Here is a 22,123-nt window from a genome sequence, read left to right as displayed (position 1 = left end):
GATTTCTGCTTTTGCGGGAATGCCGGAACGATTGATTCTGGCATTGCGTCCCATGCCGCCCTAGATATGCTCCATGTCCAAAGCCGACCGTCCCGATCATCCCAATGCTGCTTCCCGTTTCAACGAGGATAAAGCGACCTATGCGGTGCGTGGGGAGGGCGATACGCCCGATCTCGAAGCCGGGATGGCGGCGATCCGCGAGGTCCTGAATACACTTCCCACACGGCCCGGCGTCTACCGGATGCAGGACAAGCGTGGCGACGTGCTCTATGTCGGCAAGGCGCGCTCGCTAAAGTCCCGGGTTGGTGCCTATGTCCAGATGAACCGGCTGCCGCAGCGATTGATGCGGATGGTTGCACAAACCCGCTCGATGACAATCGTCACAACCGGCAGTGAAGCCGAGGCTTTGTTGCTCGAAGCGCAACTGATCAAGAAATTCCGGCCCGCTTACAATGTGTTGCTGCGCGATGATAAGAGCTTCCCTTTCATCCTGCTCCGCGACGACCATGATTTTCCGCGGATTACGAAACATCGCGGCGCGCAGCGGATCAAGGGGCAATATTTTGGTCCGTTCGCCAGCGCCGGCTCGGTCAACCAGACGATCAACGCGTTGCAGAAGCTATTTCTTTTGCGATCCTGCACCGATAGTTTTTTCAACAACCGCTCGCGGCCTTGTTTGCTCTATCAAATCAAGCGCTGCTCCGCGCCCTGCGTCGACCGGATCGGCAAGGAAGATTATGCCGAACTGGTCGAGGATGCGCGCGATTTTCTCTCCGGCAAATCGACCGATGTGCAGCACAAGCTGGGTGGCGCGATGGAGAAAGCCTCCGAGAGTCTCGATTTCGAAATGGCGGCGGTTTACCGCGACCGGCTGAGAGCGCTGACCTTCATTCAGGGCAGTCAGGCGATTAATGCGCAGGGATTGCCGGATTCCGATATTTTCGCGCTGGCGGCCAAGGGATCGACCGTCTGTATCCAGGCCTTTTTCATTCGCGGGGGCCAGAACTGGGGCCATCGCAGCTTCTTCCCCGCCCACACCACCAGCGTCGAGATTGAAGAAGTCTTCTCCAGCTTCCTGATGCAATTTTATGAACAGATGCCGCCGCCGAAACTGGTCTTGCTCGACCGGGAATTGCCGGATGCGGAGCTGCTGGCGGAAGCGCTGAGTACGAAGGCCGACTATAAGGTCAGCGTATCGATGCCCCAGCGCGGGGATCGACGGAAATTGCTGACGCAGGCCAGCCGCAATGCCGAGGATGCGCTTGATCGGCGTCTGGCGGAAACCTCCACCCAGGCGAAGATCATGCGCGAGATGGTCGAACTGCTGGAACTGGACGCGGTGCCGGATCGTATCGAAATATACGACAACAGCCATATCCAGGGTACGAATATGGTCGGGGGCATGGTCGTTGCGGGACCCGAGGGTTTCCGCAAGAACGCCTATCGCAAATTCAATATCAAAAACCCCGATATCGTGCCGGGCGACGATTTCGCGATGATGCGCGAAGTGCTCGAACGGCGCTTCTCGCGCGCGCAAAAGGAAGACCCGGACCGTGCCAAGGGCGAATGGCCCGATCTGGTGCTGATCGACGGCGGCAAAGGCCAGATGAGCGCGGCACGCGGCGCGCTCGCCGAAATCGGTGTCGAGGATGTCGTGATGATCGGCGTATCAAAAGGACCGGACCGCAACGCGGGGCGTGAGACGTTCCATCTTCCCGACGGCCGTCAGATCAACCTGCCGATGAACAGTCCGGTGCTCTTCTATCTCCAGCGGCTGCGCGACGAAGCCCACCGTTTCGCCATTGGCGCGCACCGGACCAGACGGGCCCAATCCGTCGGCCATAGCTCTCTCGACGATGTGCCGGGCATAGGACCGTCGCGGAAAAAGGCACTGCTGCTGCATTTCGGGACGGCTCGTGCTGTGAAGAATGCCTCGCTCGATGATCTGCAGGGCGCACCCGGCGTGTCGGCAACGGTGGCGCAGAAGATTTACGACTATTTCCATGGCTAGTCTCCGCACCTCCGCGATCATCTGCTCGGTCCGTTCCCACGGCGAACATGGCGCGGTCGTGCGCTCGCTAACACCCGAAAACGGTCTGGTGTCCGGCTATGTGCGCGGCGCGCACTCGCGCAATATGCGTCCGATACTGATCCCGTCCAATATTGTGCAGGCCGATTATCGCGCTCGGACCGAGGAGCAGCTGGCGTCGATGACGGCGGAACTGGAGCAGAGCAGGGGGCCGTTTCTGGGCGAACCGCTGGCCAGCGCAGCCCTGGACTGGGTGACGGCCCTGACCGCTGCGATCTTGCCGGAAGAACATAGCTATCCGCAAATCCATTCCGCTTTGTCCGCTTTGCTAGACGCGATTTGCGGTGCTCCATCTGCCAAGGGCTGGGCGGTGGCTCTGGTGCGCTACGAGCTGCTTTTGCTCTCGGAACTGGGCTTCGGGCTCGCGCTGGACAAATGCGCGGTAAACGGTTCGGTAGAGGATCTCGTCTATATCAGTCCCAAGAGCGCGATGGCGGTCAGCGCAGGAGCGGGAGCGCTTTACAAGGACCGCCTTTTGCCGCTCCCGGCCTTTCTGAAAGAGACGGTAACCCCTGAATGGGAGGATATATTTGACGGATTGCGCGTCACCGGCTTTTTCCTGAAACGCCATTTCTTTGACGACCGCCGCAAGGATGTGATGGCTGCGCGCTCGGTTCTTGTCGATCGGCTGAAAAGGGTGGTTGCCTAATCGCGCGATTCTCGGCAGGAAGCGGCGCATTCACAAGAAGGAAATTTCATGCATATTGCGGTGCTTGCCGGAGACGGTATTGGTCAGGAAATCATGGTCGAGGCGCTGCGCGTTCTGGAAGCTATGGGCTTGCCGAACCTGCGACTGGAGCACGCCGATGTTGGCGGTATCGCCTATCGTAACCATGGCCATCCTCTGCCGCCGGAAACCGTCGCGCTGGCGAAGTCGGCCGATGCGGTCCTGTTCGGTGCGGTCGGTGATCCGTCCTGCGACAATCTGGAACGCCACCTGCGCCCCGAGCAAGCGGTACTCGGTCTGCGCAAGGAAATGCAGACTTTCGCCAATTTGCGACCCGCCAAAATGTTTCCGGGCATGGAAGATGCCTCCGGCCTCAAACCCGAAATCGCACGCACCATCGATGTTGTGATCGTCCGTGAACTGAACGGCGATGTCTATTTTGGCGAGAAAGGCATGCGCAAGACGGCGGATGGCCTGCGCGAAGGCTATGACATCATGTCCTATGACGAGAGCGAAGTCCGGCGCATCGCGCATGTCGCTTTTCGGACGGCCATGGTGCGCGGTAAGAAACTCTGTTCGGTCGACAAGGCCAATGTGCTGGAAACATCGCAATTGTGGCGCGACGTGATGATCGAGACCTCGGCCGAATATCCCGAAGTCGAGCTCAGCCACATGTATGTCGATAATGCGGCGATGCAGCTGGTGCGCAACCCGGGCCAGTTCGATGTGGTCGTGACCGGCAACCTGTTCGGTGATATTCTTTCCGATCAAGCGAGCATGTGCGTCGGCTCGATTGGCCTGCTGGCGTCGGCATCGCTCGGCGAAGGCACCAAGGGCCTCTATGAACCCATCCACGGCAGCGCGCCCGATATCGCAGGGCAGGGCATTGCCAATCCTTCGGCTATGATATTGTCCGCAGCGATGATGTTGCGGCACAGCTTCGCTATGGACGCCGAGGCGGACCGGATCGAAGCAGCGGTTGCCGCCGTGCTCGCTCAAGGGGTTCTCGGCCATGATCTGGGCGGCAAGGCTTCAACCACGGAAATCGGCGATGCTATTGTCGCGCAGCTGACGGAAGGCTAGGAAAGAAATATGAAAAGAAACACTGGCCAAGACCGTAATATCACCAAGAACTGGCGCCCGGCGACCAAGGCGATCCGTAGCGGAACGATGCGTAGCGAATTCGGCGAGACATCCGAAGCCCTCTTCCTGACCTCCGGTTATACTTATGATTGTGCAGAGGATGCTGCTGCCCGCTTTAGCGGCGACCAGGACGGCATGACCTACAGCCGTCTGCAAAATCCGACGGTGCAGATGCTGGAAGAGCGGATCGCGATGATGGAAGGCGCGGAAGCTTGCCGCACCATGGCATCGGGCATGGCTGCAATGACGGCAGCCTTGCTCTGCCAGCTGGAAGCGGGCGACCATGTCGTTGCCAGTCGCGCTTTGTTCGGCTCCTGCCGCTGGCTGACCGACAGTTTGCTGCCGAAATTCGGGATAGAAACGACCGTGATAGACGGCCGCGATATTGAAAATTGGGAGCAGGCGATCAGGCCGAATACCAAGGTTTTCTTTTTCGAAACGCCGGCCAACCCGACCATGGAAGTGATCGATCTCCGCAGCGTCTGCGCTCTGGCGCGGGACAAAGGCATCACCAGCGTGGTCGACAATGCTTTTGCCACCAACGTCCTGCAGCGGCCGATGGAATTCGGCGCCGACGTGGTCGCCTATAGCGCGACCAAGATGATGGACGGGCAAGGGCGCGTATTGGCCGGTGCCGTCTGTGGTACCGAAGAATTTATCGAAGGCCCGCTGCTCGCTTTTACCCGCAACACCGGACCTACTTTAAGCGCGTTTAATGCATGGGTCGTGCTCAAGGGACTGGAGACTCTGGACCTGCGCATCCGCCGACAGAGCGATAATGCTCTCGAAGTAGGCAGGTTTCTGGAGCAACGGGTCGAGAAAGTCTTGCACCCCGGTCTGCCCAGTCACCCGCAGCATAATGTGGCGATGAGCCAGATGGAGGCCGCCGGGCCGATCTTCTCGCTCTATGTCGGTGGCGGACGCGCGCGCGCGCATGGCTTTCTCAACGCATTGAATTTGATCGATATTTCAAATAATATCGGGGATAGTCGTTCGCTGATGTGCCACCCTTCAACGACCACCCACCACGGGCTGGGAGAAGAGGGCAGACTCGAGATCGGGATTACCGAAGACATGATCCGGATCAACGTCGGGCTGGAAGATCCGGTCGATTTGCTCGAAGACCTGGATCAGGCCCTTTCGTCTGTCGGGCTTTAACTCTATATCATGTCCATGGAATCATTCTTCCCGTTTGCTGAAACCACCGACGGCGTCACCGTGCGCGTGTCGGTGACTTTCCTGCCGGAGCAATCCGACATCGACGGCAGGCGCTGGTTCTGGGCCTATCATGTGCGGATCGAGAACCATCGTGACACCGCGGTGCAGCTGTTGACGCGGCATTGGCGGATAAACGACCAGCGCGGTGGCCTGCAAATGGTCGATGGCGACGGAGTAATCGGCGAACAGCCGATCATCCAGCCGGGCAGATCCCATGATTATGTTTCGGGTTGCCCGCTCAACACCCCCAGGGGCTCGATGGAAGGTCATTTTGTCATGGTAGGCGACACGCCACCGGCTTTTGAAGTTCGTATTCCCCGTTTTATTCTATCCGAACCGACGGTCGAGCAATGAAGCGCACCCATTTGCCATTGAACGGGCTGCGTGTGCTCGATGCCGCCGCTCGGCACCTCAGCTTTACCAAGGCAGCCGATGAACTGGCGGTAACGCCTGCTGCGGTCGGACAGCAAATCCGCGCGCTTGAGGATATGCTGGGCGTTGTCATGTTCCGGCGGACACCCAAAGGACTGGAACTGACCGATGAGGCCTCTGCCGGGCTGGACGCGCTGCGTTCCGGCTTTTTGCAATTCGAGGAAGCAGTTCGGGCGATGCAGTCGGGCCAGTCTTCGCACAAGCTGACAATCGCCGCGCCGCGCGACTTCACCCAGAAATGGCTGAACGAGAGACTGGCCGGTTTCTCCGCCGACCATCCGGATACCAGTTTCGCGCTGGTTGCTGCAGACGATGAAATTGATTTCACCGAAGCCAATCTCGACGTCGCAATCTGGCTGGGTGACGGCCCGGGCCAGCATGAAGGCAGGATGCTGGGTGATACCGTGTTCGTGAAAGTTTCTGCTCCGGGGCAGAAGGGCGGCAACAAGATTGACTGGCCGGGCTGCCCCATTTCCGAGGGCGAGGAAACATTGATGCGGGTTGCCGATGGCGGTCTTGCCATAGAGGCGGCGGTCAATGGCTTCGGCTATGCTTGGGTTCCGAAAATGCTGGTCCAGCGCGATCTTGCTGCTGGCCGGGTAGAAATTATCGGCGAAGACAGCGTCTCGTCGCGCGGTTACTGGCTGATGGCTCCGCTTCCGCAATGGCGGCAGCAGAAGGTGAAGGCGCTGGTCGAGGCCTTGGCCGCCGCATAGACCTCCCGGGTTTTTAGCTATTCTTCCCCCAGCAGATTTATCAACCGTGTCGTCAGCGCCAGCAGCTCGCTTTCCTGAAGTGATTGTTCTTCATTGTTCCAGTTGACCGTGACGGCATAGGTTTTTCCGGTTTTGGAGCGCAGCAGGAAATTATAGGCCAAGACCCCGGGTTCTGATCCGCCCTTATAGCCGAAATAAGCCCATTTCCGGGCCGCGTCCTGTCCGATCCCGGGGTTGATCGCCAGGATTGCCCGGGTGTCCGCGCTTGCGCTCTTGTGGAGATAGGCGAGCAGCCTGACGATATCCGCCGGCGTTGCAAACCATTCCAGTTGATTGATGAAATTGGGTTTGTTGGTCAAAATGCGCGGATCGATACTGTCGAGCGTCAATGCGCGGTCATATTTGGTCAGCAGGCGTTCGCGTTCAGTCGGATCAGCAGCGAGATATTTGTCTCTCCGATTTTCATGCACGGGCATTTTCAGAGCCGAGGCCTGCCTCGTCATCAAAATCGGGCGCAACTCGTCCGGATCGTGGTGGCCAGCGGCTTTCACAATCCCGGCCAATTTTTTCTGTCCGATGATCCGGATCAACGTGTCGGTAGCGCTATTGTCGCTGATCGAAATCATCAGCGTCGCCAGCGTATGAAGCGTGACCGGCGACCGATCGGGCCAGTTCTGGCTGACACCGGACGGATGGGATTTGGGACCCAGTTGTACGACATCGGACCATTGCCGTTCGCCGGCTCGCACGGCCCGGTCGAGTTCGGCCAGGATATAGAGTTTGAATGTGGAAGCAATCGCATAGCGGCCGTCGGGATCAATCGCGGCGACAGGCGGGAGGTCGGCCGTGCCCAATGGCTGGATCAATAGTCCCTGACGACCGGGCAGGGCATCAATCGCAGCAATGACGTCATCGAGCGAGCCGGCATCGGCTTCGAACCCCGTCAGGAGAAGGCCGGAAATACGATGCGGGGGAGTGTTTTCGAGATCAATGTTGACCGTACCGATCGCCTTTTCATAACGTATCTTGAGGATCGCGGAATTGGCGTTGCGGGGGGTGATTGAGGCAATTTCGACAGCTTGCCCATGCTGCGTCCGGACTTGCGCAGTCAGCGCGCGGAACTGGGCAGGCGGCACCGCGTTGCGAAAATTCTCGTCGAAAACCCCGGCTTCAATTTCTTCGCCTTGCAACAGTCGAAGCACATCATTGGCGCGCGCCGAAAGCTGATTGGAAATATCGGATTGTGTCTGCGCTTTGGCAGGGCTTGCGATAAGGGCGAAGGAAAAAGGCAGAAGGCAAAGCGCGAAAACATATAGGAACCGCACGATAATCTCCTGTAACCGCCCTCAGTCAGGCTCCAACCACTAGGCGTCGATCACATCTTCATCAAGGCTGGCAGCATTTTGCTGGATGAAGTTGAACCGGTGCTCGGGGTTCTTGCCCATCAGCCGGTCGACCAGATCCTTGACGCTCGCGCGTTGCTCATATTCCTGTGGCAATGTCACCTTGAACATCGAGCGGGTTTTCGGGTCCATCGTCGTTTCGCGAAGCTGGGAGGGGTTCATTTCGCCGAGACCCTTGAACCGGCTGACGTCGACCTTCTTGCCCTTGAACGGACCATTTTCAATTTTTGTCCGCGCTGCGTCGTCCTGAGCATAGAGGCTCTTGCTCCCTGCGCTGATCCGGTAGAGTGGCGGCCGCGCGAGATAGAGATGGCCGCGCCGGACCATTTCCGGCATTTCCTGGAAGAAAAAGGTCATCAGCAAAGTCGCGATATGGGCGCCGTCGACATCGGCGTCGGTCATGATGATCACGCGTTCGTAGCGCAGATTGTCGGGCTCGCAATCCTTGCGCGTGCCGCAACCGAGCGCGAGGATCAAATCGGCAATCTCGCTATTGGCCATGATCTTGGCGTTATTCGCGGATGCCACGTTGAGAATTTTACCGCGGATCGGCAGGATCGCCTGGGTTTTGCGTTCCCGAGCCTGTTTCGCGGAACCGCCAGCGCTGTCGCCTTCGACGATGAACAATTCGGTGCCCTCGGGATCGCCGATCGAGCAATCGGTCAACTTGCCGGGCAGGCGTACCTTGCGGCCCGATGTCGCGGTCTTGCGCTTGACCTCGCGCTCGGCCTTGCGCTTCAGCCGTTCGTCCATCCGCTCCATGACAAAACCGAGCAGCGCCTTACCGCGATCCATATTGTCGGTGAGGAAATGGTCGAAATGGTCACGTATCGCATTTTCGACAAATTTGGCTGCTTCCGGAGAGGTCAGCCGGTCCTTGGTCTGGCTTTGAAATTGCGGATCGCGAATGAACACGGACAGCATCATTTCACCGCCGGAGATGATGTCGTCTGCGGTCAGCTGTGACGCCTTCTTGATCTGGACCAGTTCGCCAAAGGCACGCAGTCCGCGAACCAGCGCGTTGCGCAGGCCGGTTTCGTGGGTTCCGCCATTGGGCGTCGGAATGGTGTTGCAATACCAGCTGTAGCTGCCGTCGGTCCAAATCGGCCAGGTGATCGCCCATTCGACGCGGCCCTGCTTGTCCGGAAAATCCTGACTGCCGGAAAAGAAATCCGTGGTGACGCATTCGCGCCCGGACAGTTGTTCGCGCAGATGATCGGACAGACCACCGGGGAACTGGAATGTTGCTTCCGCCGGAACATCATCGCTGGCCTGACTCTCGTCGCATTTCCAGCGGATTTCTACACCGGCGTAGAGATAGGCCTTGGAACGCGCCAGTTTGAACAGTCGCGCTGCCTTGAACAGATTACCCTCGCCGAAAATTTCGATATCGGGGACGAAGGATATGCTGGTACCGCGGCGGTTGGGCGCTGTGCCAACTTCCTCGAGTTTGGAAGTCGCTAGCCCTTGGGAGAAAGTCTGGCGATAGATGGTCTTGTTCCGCGCCACTTCTACGACCGTGTCGGAGGACAGGGCGTTGACGACGGAAACGCCGACGCCGTGCAGTCCGCCCGATGTCGCATAGGCCTTGTCGGAAAATTTGCCGCCCGAGTGGAGCGTGGTCATGATCACTTCGAGCGCCGATTTGCCCGGGAATTTCGGATGGGGATCAACCGGAATACCGCGACCATTGTCGGTGACGGTGAGACGGTTTTCTGAATCCAGCGTTATTTCTATCCGGCTGGCATGGCCGGCGACCGCTTCGTCCATACTATTGTCGATAACTTCGGCAGCGAGATGGTGGAGCGCGCGTTCGTCGACGCCGCCAATATACATCCCCGGTCGCTTGCGAACAGGCTCGAGACCTTCGAGAACCTCGATTGCCGAGGCATCATAGTCACCGGTTTTGGATTGGGTTGGCGGGTTGGAACCGAACAGATCATCAGACATGTTCGATCCTATAAGAGCGCGGGAGTCACACTGGCAAGAGACTTATTGGGTCTCTTGCCAGTACATTGAAAATTCTTGCGATTTGATGGTTTGTTTAACGAACCCGCGGGCCGCCAAACGGCAGCGGTGGGGGTGCACGACGGGCACCGCGAGGCAGTTGGGCCTGGAACGCGCGACCGCAATGTTCGACGCAATAGGGAAAGCCCGGGTTCACTTCTTCGCCGCAGAAATGGAAGTCGGGTTCACCGGGATGATTGATCGGCCAGCGACAGATTTTGTCGTTGAGGTCGAGCAGACTCGTCTTGTCCGCAATTTCTTCGCTCGGCTTGGCCGGAACCAGACGGCGCGGTGGTGCTGGCGGAATCGGTGCCTGCTGGTCGCCTGGACCCTGACGCAAGAAGCCGCCAGGTCCGACAGAAACGATCTTCGGACCATCATGTTTGGGCTGACGCGCCTGCTGTGCGGCATGGGTACGGGCTGCCGGCGTTGGTGGTGGCATGGCGCGACGCGCGACATGTTCTTCCTTTGGCTTGGCAACGGCACCAGCCTTTGCCGGTGGCTTTTTCGGCTTGGCCGCCGGTTTTGCATCTTTTTTGGCTTTGGGCTTGGCCTTTACCGGAGACGGGCGCGATTTCAGGCCAAGGCGATGAGCCTTGCCGATCACAGCGTTACGACTGACGCCGCCCAGTTCTTCTGCGATCTGGCTGGCTGTCAGGCCTTTTTCCCACATATTCTTCAGCGAATCGATCCGCTCATCCGTCCAAGCCATGCAAAGTCCTAATCATCTCGAGTTCGGGGGCGATATAGGGTTGCCGGGGTTAATATACAACCACGTTAATGGTCGGGTAGCCGTGCGATATAGGGTTGTGATTGGCGGTGGGAGCCGATAGGCGGAAAGAATATGCTCGACCAACCCGAAAAAGATCACCCGTCAGACCTTCCGTTCAATGCCATGCGCTTTGCCGAGCCGGGCGTACCCGTCATTCGCGGAGTCAATTGGGCTGGATTTTCAGCGCTTTACGGGAAAGAAGTGCGGCGGTTCTTCAAGGTTCAGCTGCAGACGGTCTGGGCGCCTTCGATCACCACATTATTGTTTCTGGTCATATTCACCGTTGCCATGGGTCGCGGTGACCGTAGCGTAATGGGTGTTCCGTTTGCGGACTTTATCGCGCCGGGCCTGATTTGTATGGGCATGTTGCAAAATGCATTCGCCAACAGCAGCTTTTCGATGCTGGTCGGCAAGATCCAGGGCACGATCATCGACTATCTGACCCCGCCGTTATCGGTCGGGGAATTGCTGGGCGCGCTGGTCGGCGCCTCGATGACACGGGCAGCGCTGGTTGGCTTCGCGGTCTGGCTGGCGATGTTTCTCTGGCCCGGCGTTAACGTCGGAATCGCGCACTGGTGGGCCGTGCTCTGGTTTGGCCTCATGGGGGCCGCAATGTTGTCGCTTCTGGGCGTACTGACATCGATCTGGGCAGAAAAATTCGATCATGCCGCTGCGGTGACCAATTTCGTGGTGGCGCCATTGGCTCTGCTGTCCGGGACATTTTATTCGATCGATCGGTTGTCGCCGGCGTTTCAGGCCGTCAGCCACGCCAATCCGTTTTTCTACGCGATCTCCGGGTTCCGCTATGGCTTTCTCGGGGTGGCGGATTCGCCGATCGTGGCGGGCGCGCTGATATTATTGGCGATCAATATCGGCCTGACGGTTTTATGCTATTTTCTGCTGAAATCGGGCTGGAAGATCAAGTCCTGACCCATCGCAAGCCGGCCTTAATGCCGGTGGATGCCATGTAGCTGATATTGGCCGCTCTCTGTTGCATGAAACAGTCGAGCGACATCGGGATGCCCGATCGGCTCGCCACTGTCATCAGACAACAAATTCTGCTGGCTGACATAAGCGACATAGCTGCTGTCATTACTTTCCGCGAAAAGATGATAAAAGGGCTGGTCTTTGGGGGGCTGCAGATCTTTCGGAATGGCTTCATACCATTCTTCGCTATTCGCGAACACCGGATCGATATCATAGATCACACCGCGAAAATCAAAAATGCGATGGCGCACGACGTCGCCAATGGCGAAACGGGCAGCGAGGATGTCCGGTGTGTTGGCTGGCAAGGGATTGCCGGACTTATATGGATCTAATGAGTTCATGATGCCAATTTAGGCGCTTCGGGGTCAGATGCAAGCACCACATCTGCAATGATGCGTGGCGAAGGCGAGGGTTTGCGGCCAGTGCGGGCTTGTTCGGTGGTGCGGGATCATTGCAAGGTTCGGCGCTTTGCGTGCGTCCGGTCTCAAGTTTTTTCCCAATACTCAAACATATACGCTTCCCCGGCTTCATCAGTATTCCGACTAGCGTCAAGCGACCGGAATATTGTCACGGTCGAATGAAACGACATTGTAAATCAGCAGCTTATCGATTCACGGAATCTTATGTTTTTGCGGTCTAAGGCGGTTAATTGCTTCTTTATTTATATTTTGGATGCGATTCCCCCAGGAGTTTGAATGCGCGTACTGACTTGCCTTTATCACGAACATAATCTCTGGATCGTGGCTTTGGCTGCTGCGATGTGCCTCGTAGGATCGCTGACATCGGTGAAGCTGTTCCAACGCACCTTCACAGATACAGGCGCATCGCGCTACCAGTGGTGCTTTCTATCCGCTTTTACCGCGGGTTCAGCGATCTGGGCGACGCATTTCATTGCCATGCTTGGTTACCGGCCTGGCGTTCCGGTAACACTTGACGGAACTTTAACCGTGCTCTCCGCGCTGATCGCAATTGTCGGCACCGCGGTGGGCTTGCTGGTGGGCTCTTCACGCAATCGTTTTATAGCGGTTTTCACGGGCGGCGGGATCATCGGTCTGTCGATCGCTTCGATGCATTATCTCGGAATGTTCGCCTATCGGGCTGATGGCATTGTCAGATGGTTGCCCGAATATGTGATTGCTTCTCTGGTCCTGTCTGTCACTCTTTCTGCGCTGGTCATTGACCGGGTAAGAAAAATTGGCATGTCGAAAAATATCGGACAGCCCGCCGGATTGTTCGCCGCGGCAATCGTTACCTTGCATTTTACCGGCATGGCCGCCTTTTCCGTGATCTCGGTTCCCGGCGTGCAGGGCGGCGCGGACAGCGAAGCCTTTGCAGCCTTGGCAGCAGCAGTCGCAATCGTTGCATTGATTATCATCGGTGCCGGCATTTCAACCCATATGCTTGAACGGCGGACCCAGTCGAAGTCCCAGAAGCAGCTTCAATATATAGCGCTGCACGATGCCTTGACCGAAGTACCCAATCGCCGTGCCTTCGCCGAAGCCTTGAAAGTCGAATGCGAGAAGCTTGATAATCATGGGCGCCCGTTTGCCTTGCTGATGGTCGATCTGGATAGATTCAAGCCGATCAACGATACGCTTGGTCATCCTGTCGGTGATATTGTTCTGCAGAAAGTTGCCTGGCGTTTGCGTTATGCTGTCCGTCACGGAGATATGGTTGCGAGGATCGGCGGAGACGAGTTTGCTGTCATTGCTTACGGGATTACCTCGGAAGATGCTGCAAGTGCTTTGGCAGGCCGGGTCGTGGAAATTCTGGGGCGACCGTTTATTGTCCAGGGGCAAGTCGCAGAAATTGGCGCAAGTGTTGGTATCGGCCTCGCGCCCCATCACGGGACCGACCCTGAAACACTGGTACAATATACCGACATTGCATTATATACCGCAAAGCGGGCGGATGAGCGGGGATTTCGCTTGTTTGAACCATCCATGCAGGAGGTTATACAACGGCGACGTTTTCTGGAAACCGATCTTCGCCGCGCTTTCATGCGGGAAGATTTCAAAATCGCCTATCAACCGATTATAGACTCTGCGACTGGCGCCTATACCGGCGCGGAAGCTTTACTGCGTTGGACTTGCCCGGAACGGGGTGAGGTCGAACCATCAGAATTTATTCCGGTTGCAGAAGAGCTGGGGCTGATTTCACGGATTGGCGCCGGGGTTCTCAAACAGGCGTGTATTGACGCCGCTTCGTGGCCCAAACATCTCGATCTGGCGGTCAATATTTCGCCCGTTCAGCTGCTCGATCCGCGGCTTCCCCAGACTGTCATGCAGGCGTTGGAGGATTCGGGATTGCCAGCGACACGACTGGAACTGGAAATCACCGAAACCGCGTTGCTCGGCAATGACGAAATCGTCATGCGGACACTGACGCAATTGTGGGAATATGGGATACGTATTTCGCTGGATGATTTCGGGACAGGATATTCATCGCTAAGCTATTTGCACCGCTTTCCGATTACCCGGATCAAAATCGACAAGTCTTTTGTGCAGAGACTGCCTACCGATGCTGGCAGCGCGTCGATTGTTCGGGCGATCGCCCAGCTTGGCGAAAGCCTCCAGATGAAAATAACGGCCGAAGGCATCGAGACTGACGAACAAATGGCGTTTATTACCGAGCACGGATGTAACGATCTGCAGGGTTTTCTGATCAGCAGACCTGTTAACGCTGCCAGTATCGGCGACCTGTTCCACGGCGAGAAAAACAAGGCTGCAGCATGAACGCGTTCACATCCCACAAGCAATTCTCCCGATTGCTGTACACCAGCGCTCTAGATATCAATCAATCCGGCGAACAACCGGAGCAAACCGCTCGCCGGATAGCCGAAAGCTCTGCGGCGCAAAACCGGTTGTCTGAAGTGACCGGTAGTCTGCTCTTTGTCGACGGGGCTTTCATCCAGATTTTGGAAGGTCCTCCTGAGCAGGTAGAAAAGACTTTCGAGCGCATTTGCTGCGATTTTCGGCATGTCGATGTGCGGCTGATTGATCTGGTCAATGTTTCGGAACGATTGTTTGAAGGCTGGGATATGGCTTGCCTGTGTGCGGATGAAGACACTTCAGTGGCGCTCCGTGACGGACTGCAGGAAATCCGTTTCCTCGTTGGAATAAACGCAAGGCAGGCGACGCTGCAAATGCGCAGTCTGCTCGATAATCAACCTGTTGCGGGCGAAGCCTGAGAACCAACAATCGCTTGTCTAAAGCAGATACTGATAAACTTGCAGGCCCTTGCGAATCGATCGTCGCGCAATGATCGACGATCAGCCACAGATTCCAATATAGCCGGTGTCAGGGAATGGCGGTGAACTGGTGGTGGCGAGATACCCGTTAAGGCCGGAGTCTGGCGGGACATCAAGCCCGATTTGTCTGTGGAGGTGCGTTAGGGATTCGAACCCTAGATACCATTGCTGGCATACCGCATTTCGAGTGCGGCGCTTTCGACCACTCAGCCAACGCACCTCATAGACGAGGCAGCATGTAGCGATCATCCCGCGGCCCCGCAACCCATAACGGGAGGTCGGGAATATTCGTTCCGTCATTCGCTCGCTTGGGAAAGCAAAGCGGGTCGTTTCCGCCATCCAAAATTCGAACTGGAGGGGAGGTTTCTGCACTCTTTTTGCGATATTCATCTGTCAGATACTGCTGAATCTGACTTGAAATCCCGTCGGATCAGGTCCAATCTATCACCGTTCCAGTGGTATTATGAGTGAGAGTTCCCAGTTTTGGCGAAGGTGGTCACAGACATTGATCTTCAAGGCGATCGCCATTGGATGACAAGACTGTTCCTCAGCGGACTGCTTGTCATTGCAAGCCTGTCGTTTGCAATACAATCGCCCGCTTCGGAAGGCGTTGGCGCTGATCAAAAACACGGCCAGTTTTTTACGGCGACCGCCGCTGGTGCCGGAGCTTATATTCTGGGCAAGACGTCCCAGACGATACAGCTTGCCCGCAAACAGATTGCGAAAGACAGCGGACCGGACAACGCGCCCAAAATATTGGTCGCGAGCCATCTTCCGGTGTCCGGGATGGTTGCCGGATTTGCTTCCCATAACGCGCATTCCGGATATTTTGCCGACCATATCTTATTTCGAAGTCGTTCTCGCGCGATATCGACAAGAGCGCCGCCGACGCATTTTTCAGGCTAGAAAATAACCAGACTCTTCGGGAGTCTTTCGGCAATATCATGGCACAGCCTGCCTTTGCAGAATGCTGTTCGTGACTGAAATTGAAATGCATAAAATGATTGAAATAGACAATGGCCCTGCCGTGCCAACGGCAGAGAGCGGGCGCGTATATATTGAAAAGCTGCTCACAAAATATCCATCCACCACTGACAACGAAAATCTGGCGATACTGGAGTTTCTGGGAAGCGCGTCAGCACTTGATGCTGCCTTGCTGACTTGCAACGAGACGATTGCGGAGAAACTAAAGGCGTTCAGATATGATAACCGCAAGCAGCTTGGCTTCACATCGCGAAACTGGGCTGGCTTGGCAATCTTGCTGGGGTTGGTCGCACTTGCGGTCTACTTGATGTGGGATCTTGGAATCTAGGAGATTAATGCTCTGAAGCGGCCATAGGGCAGGCTTGTCCTGTCCTGTGGCCATTCGCCAGGCAAGCGTCCTGATCGAGGGGCAAAAATAATTTTTCGGAATGGATGAAAATCCGGGGCTGCGTCGTTCTCCTGCCAGCAACTCAAAAAAGGAGACGTGACAATGTGTATTTCATCGATGTTTTTAAGCTTGGCCCTTGCAGGTGCGACAACTGTTCCGGCCATTGCCCATGATGGCGAGGAAAGCCACGCCGTGGTCCGGACGGAGCCGATTGCCGGCGTTTACAATAAATTCTGGTATAATTATCTCGTCGACGTTCTCGAGGCCGACAAGGAACTGAAAAGCGACCTTAACCGCGCAACCGACGAAGAAGACAAGCGCGATGCCTGGGAAGAATATGAGCATGAACTGGTCGACGCCGACAAGGACTATGTCGAGGAAATGCGCGATCGCAACTATCGGGTCGCCCGGGTCACCGTTGGCAACCAGGCGGACGTCCGGTAACCAGGCTGACCTCAATATAGGGCAAAAGGCGGGATTTGATCCCGCCTTTTTTATGTCCGCTATGTCAGTACATCAAGGCGGGGAGGTTTATTTCCAGCTTGAATCCAGCAATTGGCGTTCTGTCTCGGCATCTGCCGGCGCGTCCGCCATCATATCGGCGGCGATTGCATTGACCGCGCTGCTTGACGCTTGGCGATAGTCGCTCTCGTTGCCGCCCGGTAATGTGCTGACCATCTTCCATTGCTGTCCCTGGCGGCAGCCAATTCCGGAGACTGCCTCGCCGGTGAAACTGCGGCAGATGTTGCCGGTCTTGGCGCGGAAGGTCAGGCCGATGCGATAGTCACTGTCGTCAGGCTGCGCCGACGCAAGCTGGCTTTCGAGTGCGTCTGCAAGAGGACCACTGGCGACCAGCGCGTCGCCTTGCTGGGCGAAGGGAGCGTCAGAGTCTCCCGCCAGCCCGAATTGGCCGATCACGACCCCCAGAGCCAAAGTCGCCGCTATTGCGCCCCATTGGGCAATACCCATGCTGCGGCGCCGTTGCTTGCTTTCGTCCTGTTCGATTTTGCGTGCGGTGAAACTGCTGTTGACATTGGATGCCGCAGAAGCGGTCAGCATCGCGGCCAGACGATCGGGAACCGCTTCTTCCGTCACCGGATCATAATGGGCGGAAAGCTTGTCGCGCAGCGCTTGCGCCTGTTCAATCTGCCTGGCCAGCGCTGGATCGGTTTCCATCGCCTTCTCGATACGATTGACGGTCACCGCATCGCATTCACCATCGACATAAGCCATGATCGTTGCTTCATCAAAACTCATGCCGCTTCTCCCAAGTCGCGCTGCAGGGCTTCGCGGCCGCGCACCAGACGAGAGGTTAATGTCCCGATTGGAATATCGAGCAAGGCGGCTGCTTCCTTATAGGCAAATCCCTCGACCAGAACGAGCGATACAGCCTCGCGCTGTTCGATCGGCAGACGATCCATCGCGCGGTCGACGTCATTGAGCTCCATCCGGCTTTCCATCCGCTGATGATCGTCACCGGCGATATTTTCCATTGCGCTATCATCATTGGCGACATGTTTGTGGCGGCCCGCCGAGCGCACCGTGTCGATCCAAATATTACGGGTAATTCTGTACATCCAGCTATCCAGTCTTGTTCCTGCCTGCCACTGGTCGCGCTTGTTCAGGGCACGCTCAAGGGCCATCTGACACAGGTCATCTGCGTCATTGATATCGCGCGTCAGGCTACGGGCAAAGCGCCGCAGTCGCGGGAGTAACTCCAGCAGATCCTGTTCAAAGGCCATTCAGCGCGGATATCCTTTATTCATTGTCTATGGATGAAACGACGGACTGCGTTCGTTTAATCCACGAATGCGAAAAAAAAGCAATCGACTTGGATTGCCAAACCGGAACCGGCGCATAAGGAAGCAGACATGAAAACCATAGCCAAATGGATTGCCGCGACATTGCTGCTGCTTACCCCCGCCGCTGCCTTGCCGCAGCTTGCGTTGCCGGGTGTCGGGCCAGCTTTGCCGCTTCCGGACCGTTCTCTCAGCAATATAACCGACCCACTGGTAAATCCGGTAAGCGGGATGGTCGATACCAGCGTGCTGGACCGTTTGAGCAAATCGGAACTCCGGACATTGTTGAACCGGTTGCGGATCGATCGGCTGAACCAGTTCCTGCGCCAGAATCGTGACTATGTAGAGCGCGACCGGAATGGCGACCCCGCCGTTCGTGGGGTGCTGATTGTTACGGGGATATCTGCGGCCTCCCTTGAACGGGCGCAGAAAGAGGGTTTTGAAATATTGGAGCGGAATGAAATCGAAGGCCTCGACCTCAGCTATGTGAAATTCGCAACCCGCCTGGGCAAGCAGTTGAAATCGGAACAGAAGCAATTGCAAAAGCTTGCTCGCGAAGCCGAGGTCAGCGCCGACAATATCTATTTCACCAGCGGTGCGGCTGCAATGCCGGTCAATGCATCGGCGCTGTCCAGCAGTATGTTGGCCGGTGGCGCGGCCCGGTCCGGGGCGATGGGATTGATAGACGGCGGCGTGGCGCGTCATAGCGCAATTAGCATGCCGGTCGAGCAACGCGGCTTCGCCAAAGGCGCGCCGATTGCAAGCAGTCACGGCACCGCGATTGCATCGCTTGTCTCAAGTAGCCTCAAAGCCAATGCGCGCGGTTTGCTGGCCGCCGATATATATGGCAACGATCCTGCCGGAGGCAATGCGACTGCCATTGCCCGGGCCTTGGGCTGGATGGCGCAACGGAACGTCCCGGTCGTCGCCGTCAGTCTGGTCGGACCCGACAACGCTCTGCTTGGTCGCGCCGTCAGGGCAGCACAGCAAAAAGGAATGTTGGTCGTGGCCGCGGTCGGCAATGACGGCCCCGCAGCGCCGCCGCGTTATCCGGCTGCCTATAAAGGCGTGATCGGAGTCACTGGCGTGGATCATCGCGAGCGCGCTTTGCCTGAAGCAGGAATAGCAACGCCAGTGGACTTCGCCGCTCCCGGTGCCGGGATCAAAGGTGCTTCCCCCGATGGCAGCCTCGTGCCGTTACGCGGCACGTCTTTCGCGGCACCACTCGTGGCGGCGCGGCTGCTTTCCCATTATCCAGCCCCGAATATCAGCAAAATCGAGGCAGCGGTAACCGGATTGATCGGTGAGGCCAAAGACCTTGGCAAAAAGGGGGCGGACAAGATCTATGGCAACGGTCTGGTCTGCGGAAATTGCGGTCTCCGCTAGTTTTTCATTTTTTTTGCGATCGATGGATTAAAACGCAAACCGGCATCGTTCTCCATACAGACGGCGAAAATATCATCGTCCTGTAAGGAGAAAGAACATGAAGAAACTTATTATCAGCACATTGACGATCGCATTGATGACCGCAGCACCAGCCTCGGCGCAGTTGCTCGGCGGAAGTGGCGGACTGGGTGGCGGCCTCGGCGGTTCGCTTGGGAGTACTCTGGGTTCGGACACGATTGGCCGTACGACCGGCACCATCGCCGGTAGCGGTGATGTGACAAATTCCACCCGAATTGATCGCACGATTGATACGCAGTCGGGCCAAGTCGCTACCGATGCGCAGAGCAATTCCAGCGCAAATGGTTCGCTGATCGGAGCTGCCGATTTGCCGAGCAATGCCGTCACCGGTTCCGCTAGCGGCTCTGCTTCAAGCTCTGCTAACGGCAGTGCCAACGCCAGCCTGATTGGAACCGACGCCATTCGTTCGACCACCGGGCAAGTGGTTGGCACCGCCCGCAACGCAGCGGGAAGCGCACAATCTGCTGTGGGTGGTGTTGCGTCAAACGCTGCCAATAACGCCTCGGGCGTCGGTTCGCTGACCGGCAGCGCGGCTGGTAGCGGCATGGCAATGGGTAACCTCGGTCAGCTGGCCGCTTCGGGGAGCTCCGCTGCAAATGCCGGCGGTATGTTCGCGGTTGCACCCGGCATGCCCATCGAAGATGCCAAGGGCCGGGTTGTCGGCTATGTTCAGTCGGTCAAACAATCGGGCGCGGGTGTCGTGCAATCGGTGATCGTCGAAACCGGCAACCGTACCGCGGAATTGCCAGCCGCCAACTTCGCCGGATCCGGTGATGTTCTGGTCACCGGGATGAGCAAGGGTGAAGTCAAAAAGGCGTCGAAAGCACAGGATGCCGCTTCGGCTAGCGAATCCAGTCAATAAGCAGGTCGTGGAAATGGTGCCGATGATCTAGTCGCGTACCCCTGATCATCAAGCCATTTCGCGCAGGGAGCGTGCCGGATATTTGTCCGGCACGCTTTTTTGCGCCGTGCCAGCACCGTCGCATTGCGATTTACTTGTTGGCGAACACATCATGAATCGATGTTTTCTCTAATATTCACTGGGAAAAGCTTCTGTTTTTTGCCACGATAGACTTCGGGCAAAGGACATCTGGATGACCAAGAAGAAAATCGCTGACTATCAATCCCACTTGCAAGACGTTCTAGACGCTCCGGAAGGCGCGCATATCGCGGCGCTGTTCGATTTCGACGGCACGATCATTGCCGGTTATTCGGCAACCGCGATGCTGTGGGAGAAAATCAAGCGACGGGAAATGACCGCTGAAGAAGTCGTCGAAACGATAAACGTGATGGCGCAATATAGTACCGGAAACATGGGCTTTTCCGGGCTGATGACCGGCGCCGCGAAATTCATGAAGGGCGTCACCGAAGAAAGCTATTTCGAATTTGGCGAAGAGCTTTACGAAAAATATATCGCGCGCAAAGTCTATCCCGAGGCGCGGGCGCTGATCGAAGCCCATCGCGCCAAGGGCCATACGATTGCCATCGTCTCGTCCGCCACGATCTACCAGATTGAACCCACAGCCCGCGATCTCGACATCGAACATGTGCTTTGTTCGCAATATGAAGTCGAGAATGGCGAGTTTACCGGCAATATTATCCGGCCTTTGTGCTTTGGCGAAGGCAAGGTGATCGCAGCCGAAGGCCTTGCTGCGGAATATGGCCTGGATCTCGACAACAGCTATTTTTATTCCGACAGCTATGACGATATCGAATTGCTGGAACGGGTCGGCAAGCCGCGACCGCTGAACCCCAATGCCAAATTGCGCGAAGTGGCACGCGAGAATGACTGGCCGCTGGAGAAATATGAAAGCCGGGGGCAGGGCAAGCCGGTGGATTATGTCCGGACTATCTATGCCACCGGATCGCTGATCGGCTCGGCGATCGCGTCGCTGCCCATCTGGGCGCTTACGGGATCTCAGCGTGAGGCGATGAATTTTTCCACCGGTCTGTTCGGTGATATCGCCACCGCATTGACGGGTTGCGAACTGGAAGTGACCGGCGAAGAAAATCTGTGGACGTCACGACCCTGCATCTTTGTCTTCAACCATCAGAGCAAGGCTGATGTGATGATACTCGCCAAGCTGATCCGGAAGGATATGGGCGGGGTGGCCAAGAAGGAGGTCCGCGATACGCCGGTGATTGGCAAGCTGATGGAACTGGCCGGAACAGTGTTCATTGACCGCGCCAATGCAAGGAGTGCGATCAAGGCAATGGCGCCCTTGATTGATGCGATTAAAATCGACGGTAAATCGATCGTTATCGCTCCGGAAGGTACGCGAACGCTCTCGCCGAAACTGGGTCCCTTCAAAAAGGGTGCTTTTCATATGGCGATCCAGGCGGGCGTACCGATGGTACCGATCGTTATTCACAATGCCGGCGATGTCGCTCCGAAAAACGAATTTCTTATGCGTCCTGCCAAGGTCCGGGTGGATGTTCTGCCAGTGGTAGACACGAGCAAATGGTCTGTGCGGACGATGAACGAACATGTTGCCGAAGTGCGCGGTATGTTCCTCGAGGCGCTCGGGCAGGCAGAAGAAGAGGAGGCACTTGAAGCGCTGGTCAATGACGAACGGACACCGGAAAAAAAGACAGCGGGTGCCAAGCGATCCGCGACGCCAGATGCTGTAGCAAAAAAGCCGGTAGCCAAGAATACAGTTGCGGGTAAGAAGCCAGCGGATGGCAAAAAGCCACTGGCGAATAAATCCGTTGCCAAAAAGCCCGTGAGTCGATCTACCTCGGCAAAGAAGCCAGCCGCAGCCAAGCCGGCAAAAGTTCAAGCGGCGGAATAAGCTGAAGTCAGG

21 protein-coding genes and 1 tRNA gene are annotated in these 22,123 nt (G+C 56.9%); 15 read left to right on the top strand and 7 right to left on the bottom strand.

Annotated features, from left to right (window positions below; genetic code table 11):
• The first annotated feature begins 73 nt into the window (after window positions 1–73).
• The 6 genes from uvrC to AAC060_RS10325 are packed head-to-tail and all read left to right on the top strand — an operon-like array spanning window position 74 to window position 6,265.
• Window positions 74–2,011 carry an excinuclease ABC subunit UvrC gene (uvrC, locus tag AAC060_RS10350; protein WP_339825788.1) on the top strand — a complete coding sequence of 646 codons (1,938 nt, stop codon included), beginning with the start codon at window positions 74–76 and terminating at the stop codon, window positions 2,009–2,011.
• Window positions 2,004–2,738, top strand: a complete 735-nt coding sequence (gene recO, locus AAC060_RS10345) for a DNA repair protein RecO (protein WP_339825785.1) — start codon at window positions 2,004–2,006, stop codon at window positions 2,736–2,738. Before uvrC ends, recO begins: the two co-directional genes overlap by 8 nt.
• A gap of 48 nt (window positions 2,739–2,786) precedes the next feature.
• The gene (gene leuB / locus AAC060_RS10340) at window positions 2,787–3,839 is read left to right on the top strand and encodes a 3-isopropylmalate dehydrogenase (RefSeq protein ID WP_339825782.1); all 1,053 of its coding nucleotides are present in this window, start codon (window positions 2,787–2,789) and stop codon (window positions 3,837–3,839) included.
• Between the two features lie 9 nt (window positions 3,840–3,848).
• Complete coding sequence (locus AAC060_RS10335; protein ID WP_339825780.1) at window positions 3,849–5,057, top strand: aminotransferase class I/II-fold pyridoxal phosphate-dependent enzyme; 1,209 nt, start codon at window positions 3,849–3,851, stop codon at window positions 5,055–5,057.
• Window positions 5,058–5,072: 15 nt separating this feature from the next.
• Window positions 5,073–5,471 carry a Co2+/Mg2+ efflux protein ApaG gene (apaG, locus tag AAC060_RS10330; protein ID WP_339826326.1) on the top strand — a complete coding sequence of 133 codons (399 nt, stop codon included), beginning with the start codon at window positions 5,073–5,075 and terminating at the stop codon, window positions 5,469–5,471.
• On the top strand, window positions 5,468–6,265 hold the full coding sequence (locus tag AAC060_RS10325) for a LysR family transcriptional regulator (RefSeq protein WP_339825777.1): 798 nt from the start codon (window positions 5,468–5,470) through the stop codon (window positions 6,263–6,265). Before apaG ends, AAC060_RS10325 begins: the two co-directional genes overlap by 4 nt.
• 17 nt (window positions 6,266–6,282) lie before the next feature.
• Here AAC060_RS10325 and AAC060_RS10320 read toward each other — a convergent pair whose 3' ends face one another.
• From AAC060_RS10320 to AAC060_RS10310, 3 genes are all read right to left on the bottom strand, one after another.
• The gene (locus AAC060_RS10320) at window positions 6,283–7,590 is read right to left on the bottom strand and encodes a serine hydrolase (protein ID WP_339825774.1); all 1,308 of its coding nucleotides are present in this window, start codon (window positions 7,588–7,590) and stop codon (window positions 6,283–6,285) included.
• A gap of 39 nt (window positions 7,591–7,629) precedes the next feature.
• Window positions 7,630–9,618: a DNA topoisomerase IV subunit B gene (gene parE, locus AAC060_RS10315; RefSeq protein ID WP_339825770.1), complete on the bottom strand. Its 1,989-nt coding sequence runs from the start codon at window positions 9,616–9,618 to the stop codon at window positions 7,630–7,632.
• 94 nt (window positions 9,619–9,712) lie between these two features.
• Window positions 9,713–10,387, bottom strand: coding sequence for a GcrA family cell cycle regulator (locus tag AAC060_RS10310; protein WP_339825766.1), 675 nt, complete (start codon window positions 10,385–10,387; stop codon window positions 9,713–9,715).
• A gap of 132 nt (window positions 10,388–10,519) precedes the next feature.
• On the opposite strand from AAC060_RS10310, the gene AAC060_RS10305 reads away from it, so the two are divergent.
• Window positions 10,520–11,377 (top strand): ABC transporter permease, encoded by an 858-nt coding sequence (locus tag AAC060_RS10305; RefSeq protein ID WP_339825763.1) that lies wholly within the window; start codon window positions 10,520–10,522, stop codon window positions 11,375–11,377.
• A gap of 17 nt (window positions 11,378–11,394) precedes the next feature.
• On the opposite strand, the gene hspQ is transcribed toward AAC060_RS10305, so the two are convergent.
• Window positions 11,395–11,775: a heat shock protein HspQ gene (gene hspQ / locus AAC060_RS10300; protein ID WP_339825760.1), complete on the bottom strand. Its 381-nt coding sequence runs from the start codon at window positions 11,773–11,775 to the stop codon at window positions 11,395–11,397.
• A 354-nt stretch (window positions 11,776–12,129) separates the two neighbouring features.
• On the opposite strand from hspQ, the gene AAC060_RS10295 reads away from it, so the two are divergent.
• Together AAC060_RS10295 and AAC060_RS10290 are read left to right on the top strand one after the other, a co-directional pair.
• Window positions 12,130–14,169: an EAL domain-containing protein gene (locus AAC060_RS10295; protein WP_339825757.1), complete on the top strand. Its 2,040-nt coding sequence runs from the start codon at window positions 12,130–12,132 to the stop codon at window positions 14,167–14,169.
• Entirely contained in the window at window positions 14,166–14,624 is a 459-nt protein-coding gene (locus AAC060_RS10290) for a BLUF domain-containing protein (protein WP_339825754.1), read from the top strand. Before AAC060_RS10295 ends, AAC060_RS10290 begins: the two co-directional genes overlap by 4 nt.
• 190 nt (window positions 14,625–14,814) lie before the next feature.
• On the opposite strand, the gene AAC060_RS10285 is transcribed toward AAC060_RS10290, so the two are convergent.
• Window positions 14,815–14,904: transfer RNA gene (locus AAC060_RS10285), tRNA-Ser, on the bottom strand.
• A 311-nt stretch (window positions 14,905–15,215) separates the two neighbouring features.
• On the opposite strand from AAC060_RS10285, the gene AAC060_RS10280 reads away from it, so the two are divergent.
• From AAC060_RS10280 to AAC060_RS10270, 3 genes are all read left to right on the top strand, one after another.
• The gene (locus AAC060_RS10280) at window positions 15,216–15,590 is read left to right on the top strand and encodes a hypothetical protein (protein WP_339825751.1); all 375 of its coding nucleotides are present in this window, start codon (window positions 15,216–15,218) and stop codon (window positions 15,588–15,590) included.
• Between the two features lie 70 nt (window positions 15,591–15,660).
• Window positions 15,661–15,996, top strand: coding sequence for a hypothetical protein (locus tag AAC060_RS10275; protein WP_339825748.1), 336 nt, complete (start codon window positions 15,661–15,663; stop codon window positions 15,994–15,996).
• A gap of 162 nt (window positions 15,997–16,158) precedes the next feature.
• A complete protein-coding gene (locus tag AAC060_RS10270) occupies window positions 16,159–16,500 on the top strand; it encodes a hypothetical protein (protein ID WP_339825745.1) in 342 nt (113 codons plus the stop codon).
• Window positions 16,501–16,587: 87 nt separating this feature from the next.
• Here the strand turns inward: AAC060_RS10270 and AAC060_RS10265 are convergent, their stop codons facing one another.
• Entirely contained in the window at window positions 16,588–17,313 is a 726-nt protein-coding gene (locus AAC060_RS10265; RefSeq protein WP_339825742.1) for an anti-sigma factor, read from the bottom strand.
• Window positions 17,310–17,798 carry an RNA polymerase sigma factor gene (locus AAC060_RS10260; protein WP_339825739.1) on the bottom strand — a complete coding sequence of 163 codons (489 nt, stop codon included), beginning with the start codon at window positions 17,796–17,798 and terminating at the stop codon, window positions 17,310–17,312. The genes AAC060_RS10265 and AAC060_RS10260 overlap by 4 nt, the downstream gene beginning before the upstream one ends.
• A gap of 129 nt (window positions 17,799–17,927) precedes the next feature.
• On the opposite strand from AAC060_RS10260, the gene AAC060_RS10255 reads away from it, so the two are divergent.
• The 3 genes from AAC060_RS10255 to AAC060_RS10245 all read left to right on the top strand — a co-directional run bounded on the left by AAC060_RS10255 (window position 17,928) and on the right by AAC060_RS10245 (window position 22,111).
• Window positions 17,928–19,241, top strand: coding sequence for a S8 family serine peptidase (locus AAC060_RS10255; RefSeq protein WP_339825736.1), 1,314 nt, complete (start codon window positions 17,928–17,930; stop codon window positions 19,239–19,241).
• A 97-nt stretch (window positions 19,242–19,338) separates the two neighbouring features.
• Entirely contained in the window at window positions 19,339–20,181 is an 843-nt protein-coding gene (locus AAC060_RS10250; RefSeq protein ID WP_339825733.1) for a hypothetical protein, read from the top strand.
• Window positions 20,182–20,413: 232 nt separating this feature from the next.
• Entirely contained in the window at window positions 20,414–22,111 is a 1,698-nt protein-coding gene (locus AAC060_RS10245) for an HAD-IB family hydrolase (RefSeq protein ID WP_339825731.1), read from the top strand.
• Window positions 22,112–22,123 lie beyond the last annotated feature (12 nt).

The organism is uncultured Parasphingorhabdus sp. (assembly GCF_963975555.1).
Classification (GTDB): domain Bacteria; phylum Pseudomonadota; class Alphaproteobacteria; order Sphingomonadales; family Sphingomonadaceae; genus Parasphingorhabdus.
The sequence above is the reverse complement of the archived record's forward strand: the minus strand, read 5'-3'. Positions and strand labels throughout refer to the sequence as shown.